At 71.2% G+C, this 10,051-nt stretch carries 6 protein-coding genes; 2 read left to right on the forward strand and 4 right to left on the reverse strand.

Annotated features, from left to right (window positions below; genetic code table 11):
- Positions 1-23: 23 nt before the first annotated feature.
- Positions 24-1,262, forward strand: a complete 1,239-nt coding sequence (fahA, locus tag ACIPM1_RS22425; protein ID WP_402437288.1) for a fumarylacetoacetase — start codon at positions 24-26, stop codon at positions 1,260-1,262.
- A 270-nt stretch (positions 1,263-1,532) separates the two neighbouring features.
- On the forward strand, positions 1,533-2,471 hold the full coding sequence (locus ACIPM1_RS22430) for a M56 family metallopeptidase (protein WP_356194216.1): 939 nt from the start codon (positions 1,533-1,535) through the stop codon (positions 2,469-2,471).
- A gap of 155 nt (positions 2,472-2,626) precedes the next feature.
- On the opposite strand, the gene recQ is transcribed toward ACIPM1_RS22430, so the two are convergent.
- The 4 genes from recQ to nuoL all read right to left on the reverse strand — a co-directional run bounded on the left by recQ (position 2,627) and on the right by nuoL (position 10,041).
- Positions 2,627-4,708 (reverse strand): DNA helicase RecQ, encoded by a 2,082-nt coding sequence (gene recQ, locus ACIPM1_RS22435; RefSeq protein WP_402437505.1) that lies wholly within the window; start codon positions 4,706-4,708, stop codon positions 2,627-2,629.
- A 136-nt stretch (positions 4,709-4,844) separates the two neighbouring features.
- A complete protein-coding gene (nuoN, locus tag ACIPM1_RS22440) occupies positions 4,845-6,494 on the reverse strand; it encodes an NADH-quinone oxidoreductase subunit NuoN (protein WP_402437290.1) in 1,650 nt (549 codons plus the stop codon).
- Entirely contained in the window at positions 6,491-8,089 is a 1,599-nt protein-coding gene (locus ACIPM1_RS22445; protein ID WP_402437292.1) for an NADH-quinone oxidoreductase subunit M, read from the reverse strand. The genes nuoN and ACIPM1_RS22445 overlap by 4 nt, the downstream gene beginning before the upstream one ends.
- A gap of 5 nt (positions 8,090-8,094) precedes the next feature.
- Entirely contained in the window at positions 8,095-10,041 is a 1,947-nt protein-coding gene (gene nuoL / locus ACIPM1_RS22450) for an NADH-quinone oxidoreductase subunit L (protein WP_402437294.1), read from the reverse strand.
- Between the last annotated feature and the right edge of the window lie 10 nt (positions 10,042-10,051).

Below are 10,051 nucleotides of genomic sequence, written 5' to 3' on the forward strand. Positions count from 1 at the left end.
CACGAGAGGAAGGCAAGCACTCCATGCCCCCCTTCGAGGTCCCCGAGGGCGACCCCTTCGGTCCGCACAACCTCCCCTACGGTGTCTTCTCCCGCGCCGGGTCGCAGAGTTCGCAGGCTCCGCAGAGCCCGCAGGAGAGGACCGTCGGCGTCCGGCTCGGCGACCACGTCCTCGACGCGGGCGCGGCGGCGCGGGCGCTCGGCTCGCCGTACGCCTCCCTGCTCGCCCAGCCCACGCTCGGCCCGCTGCTGGCGGCGGGCCGCACCGCCTGGTCCGACGTCCGGCGGGCGCTGACGGCGTGGGTGACGGTGCCGTCCCACCAGGAGGCCGTCGCGCCGTTCCTGTACCCGCTGGACTCGGTGACCCTGCACCTCCCCTTCGACGTCGCGGACTACGTCGACTTCTACGCCTCCGAGAACCACGCCCGGAACGTCGGCCGGATCTTCCGCCCCGACGCCGAGGACTCCCTCACGCCCAACTGGAAGCACCTGCCGATCGGCTACCACGGCCGCGCGGGCACGGTGGTGGTGTCGGGCACCGACGTCGTCCGGCCGTCGGGCCAGCGCAAGGCCCCGTCCGACCCCGCGCCGGTCTTCGGTCCGTCCGTCCGGCTCGACATCGAGGCGGAGGTCGGCTTCGTGGTGGGCGTGCCCTCGCGGCTCGGCACGCCGGTGCAGCTCGGCGACTTCCGCGAGCACGTCTTCGGGCTGTGCCTGCTGAACGACTGGTCCGCGCGTGACGTCCAGGCCTGGGAGTACGTCCCCCTCGGCCCGTTCCTCGGCAAGTCCTTCGCCACGTCGGTGTCGGCGTGGATCACCCCGCTGGACGCGCTGGAGGACGCCCGGGTCGCACCGCCGCGGCGCACGCATCCGCTCCTGCCGTACCTCGACGACGCCGAGGAGGAGCCCGGCGGCTACGACCTGCGGATCTCCGTCGCGATCAACGGGCACGTGGTGTCCGAGCCCCCCTTCTCCACCATGTACTGGACGGCGGCGCAGCAACTCGCGCACATGACGGTCAACGGCGCCTCGCTCCGCACCGGCGACCTGTACGGCTCCGGCACCGTCAGCGGCTCCGAGCCCGACCAGCGCGGCTCCCTGCTGGAGCTGACCTGGAACGGCCGCGACCCCCTCGAACTGCCCGACGGCAAGCGCACGTTCCTGGAGGACGGCGACGTGGTGACCCTGACCGCCTGGGCACCGGGGCCGGGCGGGGTCCGGGTGGGCCTGGGGGAGGTGACCGGGCGCATCGTGTCCGGGTGACCCGTCCGGACCCGCGCACGGAGGGCGGACTCGTGGGCGAGGCCGGGACGTACGCGAAAGCGGAGACGTACGCGAGCTACGCAAGGGCCCAGGCGTACGGAAGGCGGAGACGTGGGGGCGGTGGGGTCTGGGAATCGGTTGCCGCCGAACCCTCACCCCCGCCGCCCGACGCCGTCATACTGACGGCAGGCCGTGCGCGCACCGCGCCGGCCGCCCCCACCGCACGACCCCACACCCGCCCACCTCCGATCAGGATGCGGAGTCCGTGGCATGACCGTCTGCCTGCTCCTGCTGAGCGTCGTCGCCCTGACGGCCGCCGTGCCGGCGCCCCGCGCGCTGACCCGGGCCGCCTGGCCCGAGCGGGAACCGGTCGTCGCGCTGTGGGTGTGGCAGTGCCTGGTCGCGACCGTTCTGCTGTGCTGCCTGACCGCCCTCGTGCTGGGGGCCGCGGCCGTCTTCCACACCGTCCGCGACCGGGTCTTCGCCCCCGCACCGCCCGCGGTGACCGCCGCCTACGACCTGTCGGCCACCCCGCTCTGGTCGGCCGCCCTCACCCTGCTGCTGGCCTGCGGCGCCGCCTGGACCGCGGCGATGCTCGCACGGGAGGCCGCCGAGGCGCGCCGGCGCCGCGGCCGGGCCCGCGCGCATCTGCGTGAACGCGCCCCCGACCTGCCCGCAGGCCTGCCGCCCGCCCGCGGCCCCCTGCTGGTGCTGGAGGACGAGTACCCCGACGCCTGGTGGATGCCCGGCCATCCCCCGCAGCTCGTGGTCACCACCGGCGCCCTGCACCGTCTCACCGGCCATCAGCTCGACGCGGTGCTCGCCCACGAACGCGGTCACGCCCGCGCCCACCACGACTGGCTGCTGCATCTGTCGACGGCCCTGGCGACCGGCTTCCCGCGTGTGCCGCTGTTCGCCCACTTCTGCGACCAGACCCACCGGCTGGTCGAACTGGCCGCGGACGACACGGCGTCCCGCCGCCACGGCCATCTGACCACGGCCCTGGCCCTGATCGAGCTCAACCAGCACCGCGGGGTCCTCTCCTGCGCCTCCAGCCACCGCCTGCTCGGCGAGCGCGTGGACCGCCTCCTGGAACCCCCGCCCCGCCTGGGCCGCCGGCACCGCGCCCTGACGACGACGGCGGCGGCGCTGGTGCCCCTGCTGCCCCTGCTGATCACTTTCGCTCCGGGGCTGACGGCACTGGGGTGACGGTCCTGGACCGACAGCCCTGGACCGACAGCTCTTGGCTGACAGGGCTTGGCTGACAGCGCTGGGACGAGGGGGCTCGGCCGGCGCCCTCGGGCTTCCGCCTGCCGGTGGGACGGAGAAGACGCCGTGGACGCCTCAGGCCGTCCCGGCGGTGGTCATATCCAGTCGTCCGGCCCGCCCGGCTCGCCCGGCTCCGGCTCGGACTCCGGCCAGTCCTCGTCCGCCGTCGCGGGGGACCTGCGGGCGGACGCCCGGTCCGGGCCGTCACCGGACGCGCCGGGATCGGACACGCCGGAATCGGACGGGCCGTCCCCGGACGGGCCGTCCCCGGACGGGCCGCCCCCGGACGGGCCGCCCCCGGACGGGCCGTTGAGCGACTCCAGGACTTCCAGCACCCCTTCCCCGTACGTCGCGAGCTTCTTCTCGCCGACGCCGCCGACCGTGCCCAGTTGTGCCACCGACGTGGGCCAGACCGAGACGATCTCCCGGAGCGTGGCGTCGTGGAAGATGACGTACGCCGGGACGCCCTGTTCGCGGGCCTGTTCGGCGCGCCAGGCGCGCAGGGCCTCGAAGGCGGGCAGGAGCGCCTCGGGCAGCTCGGCCGCAGCCGCCTTCGGCTTGCGGTCCGAGCGGAGGGCCGATCCCCGCGACGCGGTCGGCTTCTTCGGCTCCTTGCGCAGCGGCACGTCCCGCTCCCGCCGGAGCACCGAGGCGCTCGCGTCGGTCAGCACCAGCGTGCCGTACTCCCCCTCGACCGCCAGCAGCCCCTGCGCCAGCAGCTGACGCACCACACCCCGCCACTCGCCCTCGGCCAGTTCCTCACCGATGCCGAACACGGACAGCTGGTCGTGGTCGAACTGGATCACCCGGCCGGTGCGCTTGCCGAGCAGGATGTCGATGATCTGGCCCGCGCCGAACTTCTGCCCCCGCTCCCTTTGCAGCCGTACCACCGTCGACAGCACCTTCTGGGCCGCGACCGTGCCGTCCCAGGTCTCCGGCGGTGTCAGGCAGCTGTCGCAGTTGCCGCAGCCCGCCGGGTCCGGGTCCTGGCCGAAGTAGGCGAGCAGCTGGCCGCGACGGCACCGCACCGTCTCGCACAGCGCGAGCATCGAGTCGAGGTGGGCCGCGGCCCGGCGGCGGAACGCCTCGTCGCCCTCGCCTGACTGGATCAGTTTGCGCTGCTGGATGACGTCGTTCAGCCCGTACGCCATCCAGGCGGTGGACGGCAGTCCGTCACGGCCGGCGCGGCCGGTCTCCTGGTAGTAGCCCTCGACCGACTTCGGCAGGTCCAGGTGGGCGACGAAGCGGACGTCCGGCTTGTCGATGCCCATGCCGAAGGCGATCGTGGCGACCACGACCAGGCCGTCCTCGCGCAGGAAGCGGGACTGGTGCGCCGCGCGGGTGCCCGCGTCGAGGCCCGCGTGGTAGGGGACCGCCTCGATGCCGTTGGCGGTGAGGAACTCGGCCGTCTTGTCCACCGAGTTGCGCGACAGGCAGTACACGATGCCCGCGTCGCCCGGGTGCTCCTCGCGCAGGAAGCTCAGCAGCTGCTTCCTGGGGTCCGTCTTGCCGACGATGCGGTACTGGATGTTGGGCCGGTCGAAGCTCGCCACGAAGTGGCGGGCCCGCGGCATGTTCAGCCGCTCGGTGATCTCCTGGTGCGTCGCTCGGGTGGCGGTCGCCGTGAGCGCGATCCGCGGGACGTCCGGCCAGCGCTCGCCGAGCAGCGACAGGGCGAGGTAGTCGGGGCGGAAGTCGTGGCCCCACTGGGAGACGCAGTGGGCCTCGTCGATCGCGAAGAGCGCGATCTTGCCCCGGGACAGAAGGTCCAGCGTGGCGGCCACGCGCAGGCGCTCCGGGGCGAGATAGAGCAGGTCGAGCTCGCCGGCCAGGAACTCCGCCTCCACCACGCGCCGCTCGTCGAAGTCCTGGGTGGAGTTGATGAACCCGGCGCGCACGCCCAGCGCCCGCAGCGCGTCCACCTGGTCCTGCATCAGCGCGATCAGCGGCGAGACCACGATGCCCGTGCCGGGTCTGACCAGGGCCGGGATCTGGTAGCAGAGCGACTTGCCGCCGCCGGTGGGCATGAGCACGACGGCGTCGCCGCCCGCCACCACGTGTTCGATGACCGCTTCCTGCTCGCCCCGGAAGGCCTCGTATCCGAAAACACGATGGAGCGCGGCCAGCGCTTCACTCCGCGTCACTGGCATTTCGGTGACACCGCCCGTCCCACCCATCGTCTCGTCCCCCGCACGTCGTCCCTCGACCACTGCCTCCACCATAGGGGCCGACACCGACAGCATCGGAGTTGTCCACAGACTGCCCGGCACCCCCTGATGGGGGTGCCGGGCAGAGTGCTGGGTGAGGGGTGGGTCAGCGGACGAAGACTCCTGCCTGGCTCGCCAGGTCCAGGAAGTACTGCGGGGCCACACCGAGGACGAGGGTGACCACCACGCCGAGGCCGATCGCGGTCATCGTCAGGGGCGACGGGACGGCGACCGTCGGACCTTCGGGCCGCGGCTCGCTGAAGAACATCAGCACGATCACCCGGATGTAGAAGAACGCCGCGATCGCCGACGAGATCACACCGATCACGACCAGCGGGGCCGCGCCGCCCTCGGCCGCCGCCTTGAACACGGCGAACTTCCCGGCGAAGCCGGAGGTCAGCGGGATGCCGGCGAAGGCCAGCAGGAACACCGCGAACACGGCCGCCACCAGCGGCGAGCGGCGGCCGAGACCGGCCCACTTGGACAGGTGCGTCGCCTCGCCGCCCGCGTCGCGCACCAGGGTCACCACGGCGAAGGCGCCGATCGTCACGAAGGAGTACGCGGCCAGGTAGAACAGGACGGAGGAGACACCGTCCTTCGAGGTCGCGATGACACCGGCGAGGATGAAGCCCGCGTGCGCGATCGACGAGTACGCCAGCAGCCGCTTGATGTCGGTCTGCGTGATCGCGACGATCGCGCCCACCAGCATGGTGACGATCGCGACGCCCCACATGACCGGCCGCCAGTCCCAGCGCATGCCCGGCAGCACCACGTACAGCAGCCGCAGCAGCGCGCCGAAGGCCGCCACCTTGGTCGCCGCCGCCATGAACCCGGTCACCGGGGTCGGAGCGCCCTGGTAGACGTCGGGCGTCCACATGTGGAACGGCACCGCGCCCACCTTGAACAGCAGGCCCATCACGATCATGGCCGCGCCGACGAGCAGCAGCGCGTCGTTGCCCATGGTGTTCGCCAGCGCCGGGTCGACGCTCGCCACGTTCCCGTCGACGACCTGCGCGATCGTCGCGTACGACACCGAGCCCGCGTACCCGTACAGCAGCGCGATGCCGAACAGCGTGAACGCCGAGGCGAAGGCGCCGAGCAGGAAGTACTTGACCGCGGCCTCCTGCGAGAGCAGCCGCTTGCGGCGGGCCAGCGCGCACAGCAGGTACAGCGGCAGCGAGAAGACCTCCAGGGCCACGAACAGCGTCAGCAGGTCGTTGGCCGAGGGGAAGACCAGCATTCCGGCGACGGCGAAGAGCAGGAGCGGGAACGCCTCGGTGGTGGTGAATCCGGCCTTCACCGCGGCCTTCTCGCTGTCGCTGCCCGGCACGGAAGCGGCCTGCGCGGCGAAGGAGTCGACCCGGTTGCCGTGCGCGACCGGGTCCAGCCGCCGCTCGGCGAAGGTGAACAGGCTCACCAGGCCCGCCAGCAGGATGGTGCCCTGCAGGAAGAGCGACGGGCCGTCGACCGCGATGGCACCCATCGCCGCGATGTGCGCCTTGGTGGTGCCGTATCCGCCGGCCGCCAGCGCGATCACCGCGGCGAAGGCGGCGGCGAGCGCGACTGCGGAGACGAACAGCTGGGCGTAGTAACGCGATTTGCGCGGGACGAACGCCTCGACCAGCACCCCGATGATCGCCGCGCCCACGACGATCAGGGTGGGCGAGAGCTGCCCGTATTCGATCTTCGGCGCGTCGATCTTCGAGATCGGGTCGGCCGCGGTTGTCCACAGGCTGTGGACGGCTGCTGCGCTCACTTGGCCGCCTCCACCTCGGGCTTGGGGTCGGTCTGGTGTACGTCCGACATGGTCTGCTTGACCGCCGGGTTGACGATGTTCGTGACGGGCTTCGGGTAGACGCCCAGGAAGATCAACAGCACGATCAGCGGGGCGACCACCACCAGCTCCCGCACGCGCAGGTCCGGCATCGCGGAGACCTCCGGCTTCACCGGGCCGGTCATCGTCCGCTGGTAGAGGACGAGGGTGTACAGCGCGGCGAGCACGATGCCGAAGGTGGCGATGATCCCGATCACCGGGTAGCGGGTGAACGTGCCGACCAGCACCAGGAACTCACTGACGAACGGCGCCAGACCCGGCAGCGACAGGGTCGCCAGACCGCCGATCAGGAAGGTCCCGGCGAGCACCGGGGCGACCTTCTGCACGCCGCCGTAGTCGGCGATGAGCCGGGAGCCGCGCCGGGAGATCAGGAATCCGGCGACCAGCATCAGCACTGCCGTCGAGATGCCGTGGTTGACCATGTAGAGCGTCGCCCCGGACTGGCCCTGGCTGGTCATCGCGAAGATGCCCATGATGATGAAGCCGAAGTGCGAGATCGACGCGTACGCCACCAGGCGCTTGATGTCGCGCTGGCCCACCGCGAGCAGCGCCCCGTAGACGATGCTGACGAGCGCCAGGACGAGGATGACGGGCGTAGCCCACTTGCTGGCCTCCGGGAAGAGCTGGAGGCAGAACCGCAGCATCGCGAACGTGCCGACCTTGTCGACGACGGCCGTGATGAGCACGGCGACCGGCGCCGTGGACTCCTGCATGGCGTTGGGCAGCCAGGTGTGCAGCGGCCACAGCGGCGCCTTCACCGCGAAGGCGAAGAAGAAGCCGAGGAACAGCCAGCGCTCGGTGCTGGTCGCCATGTGCAGCGAGCCGTTGGCGCGGGCCTGCACGATCTCGGTGAGCGAGAAGTTCCCGGCGACCACGTACAGGCCGATCACCGCGGCCAGCATGATCAGACCGCCGACCAGGTTGTAGAGGAGGAACTTGACCGCCGCGTACGACCGCTGCGTCGACGCCGCCTCCTCGCCCCGCGCCGCGTTGGCGGCAGATCGATACGAGCCGTGGGCACGGTCTCCGAAGCCGCCGATGAGGAAGTACATCGGGATGAGCATGGCTTCGAAGAAGATGTAGAAGAGGAAGACGTCGGTGGCCTCGAAGGAGAGGATCACCATCGCCTCGACGGCGAGGATCAAAGCGAAGTAGCCCTGAGTCGGCCGCCAACGCCTGTTGCCCGTCTCTTCCGGGTCCGCGTCGTGCCAGCCCGCGAGGATCACGAACGGCATCAGCAGGGCGGTCAGCGCGATGAGCGCCACCGCGATGCCGTCCACGCCCAGCTCGTACCTCACCCCGAAGGCCGCGATCCACGCGTGGGACTCGGTGAGCTGGTAGCGGGCGCCGCCCGGGTCGAAGCGGACCAGGACCAGGGCGGCCAGCGCGAGCGTGGCGAGGGAGACGACCAGCGCCAGCCACTTGGCGGCGGTGCGCCGCGCGGCCGGGACGGCGGCCGTGGCGACCGCCCCGATGGCCGGGAGCACCGCCGTCGCTGTCAGCAGAGGAAAGGACATCGGTATCAGACCGCCCTCATCAGCAGGGTCGCGGCGACGAGGAGTGCCGCACCGCCGAACATCGAGACCGCGTAGGAGCGCGCGAAGCCGTTCTGCAGCCGGCGCATCCGTCCGGACAGGCCGCCCACCGAGGCCGCCGTGCCGTTGACGACGCCGTCGACCAGGGTGTGGTCGACGTACACCAGGGACCGCGTCAGGTGCTCGCCGCCGCGGACGAGGACGACGTGGTTGAAGTCGTCCTGGAGCAGGTCGCGCCGGGCGGCCCGGGTGAGCAGCGACCCGCGCGGGGCGACGGCCGGGACCGCCTTGCGGCCGTACTGGGCGTAGGCGATGGCGACGCCGACGACCAGGCAGACCACGGTGGCGCCGGTGACCGTCAGCGCACTGACCGGCGAGTTCCCCTCACTGTGCCCGGTGACCGGCTCCAGCCAGTGCAGGAAGCGGTCGCCGAGGTGGAAGAAGAAGCCGGCGAAGACCGATCCGACGGCCAGCACGATCATGGGGATCGTCATGACCTTGGGCGACTCGTGCGGGTGGGGTACGGCGTGCTCGCCGTGCTCCTCGGCCGCCGGTTCCACCCCGGGCTCGGCCGGGGAGGGGGTCGGCCGGTTCCTCCAGCGCTCCTCCCCGAAGAAGGTCATCAGCATCACGCGCGTCATGTAGTACGCGGTGATGGCCGCGCCGAGGAGGGCCGTGCCGCCGAGGATCCAGCCCTGGGTGCCGCCCTTGGCGAAGGCCGCCTCGATGATCGCGTCCTTGGAGTAGAAGCCGGACAGGAACGGGAAGCCGATGATGGCGAGGTAGCCGAGGCCGAAGGTGATGAACGTGATCGGCATGTACTTGCGCAGGCCGCCGTAACGGCGCATGTCCACCTCGTCGTTCATGCCGTGCATGACCGAACCGGCGCCGAGGAACAGCCCGGCCTTGAAGAAGCCGTGCGTCACCAGGTGCATGATCGCGAAGACGTAGCCGATGGGGCCGAGTCCCGCGGCGAGCACCATGTAGCCGATCTGCGACATGGTCGAGCCGGCCAGCGCCTTCTTGATGTCGTCCTTCGCGCAACCGACGATCGCACCGAACAGGAGCGTGACGGCGCCGACGACGGTGACGACGAGCTGTGCGTCGGGGGCGAGGTTGAAGATCGCGGCGGAGCGGACGATCAGGTAGACGCCCGCGGTCACCATGGTGGCCGCGTGGATGAGGGCGGAGACCGGGGTCGGGCCCTCCATCGCGTCCCCGAGCCAGGACTGCAGCGGCACCTGGGCGGACTTGCCGCAGGCGGCGAGCAGCAGCATCAGGCCGATGGCGGTGAGCCTGCCCTCGGAGGTGTCGCCGACGTGGCCGAACACCGGCCCGAAGGCGAAAGACCCGAACGTCGTGAACATCAGCATGATCGCGATCGACAGGCCCATGTCGCCGACGCGGTTGACCAGGAAGGCCTTCTTCGCCGCGGTGGCCGCGCTGGGCTTGTGCTGCCAGAAGCCGATCAGCAGGTAGGAGGCGAGACCGACGCCCTCCCAGCCGACGTACAGCAGCAGGTAGTTGTCGGCGAGGACGAGCAGCAGCATCGCCGCGAGGAACAGGTTCAGATAGCCGAAGAAGCGGCGCCGGCGCTCGTCGTGCTCCATGTACCCGACCGAGTACAGGTGGATCAGCGAGCCGACGCCGGTGATCAGCAGCACGAACGTCATCGACAGCTGGTCGAGGCGGAAGGTGACGTCCGCCTGGAAGCTCTCGACGGGGATCCAGGTGAAGAGGTGCTGGATCAGGGTGCGCTGTTCGGGGTCCTTGCCGAGCAGGTCGGCGAAGAGGACCAGGCCGATCACGAAGGAGGCGGCCGACAGGAGCGTGCCGAGCCAGTGGCCCACGGCGTCGAGACGCCGGCCGCCGACCAGGAGGACGGCCGCTCCGAGCAGGGGCGCCGCGATGAGCAGCGCAATCAGGTTGTCCACGATTCTTCCG

Origin of the sequence: Streptomyces sp. NPDC086766 (genome assembly GCF_044746005.1) — a bacterium.
Lineage (GTDB): Bacteria > Actinomycetota > Actinomycetes > Streptomycetales > Streptomycetaceae > Streptomyces.

Bases quoted from the DNA above. Each gene is read 5' to 3' on its own strand.
- fahA (WP_402437288.1), top strand. From the start codon at position 24: ATGCCCCCCTTCGAGGTCCCCGAGGGCGACCCCTTCGGTCCGCACAAC.
- ACIPM1_RS22430 (WP_356194216.1), top strand. From the start codon at position 1,533: ATGACCGTCTGCCTGCTCCTGCTGAGCGTCGTCGCCCTGACGGCCGCC.
- recQ (WP_402437505.1), bottom strand. From the start codon at position 4,708: ATGGGTGGGACGGGCGGTGTCACCGAAATGCCAGTGACGCGGAGTGAA.
- ACIPM1_RS22445 (WP_402437292.1), bottom strand. From the start codon at position 8,089: ATGTCCTTTCCTCTGCTGACAGCGACGGCGGTGCTCCCGGCCATCGGG.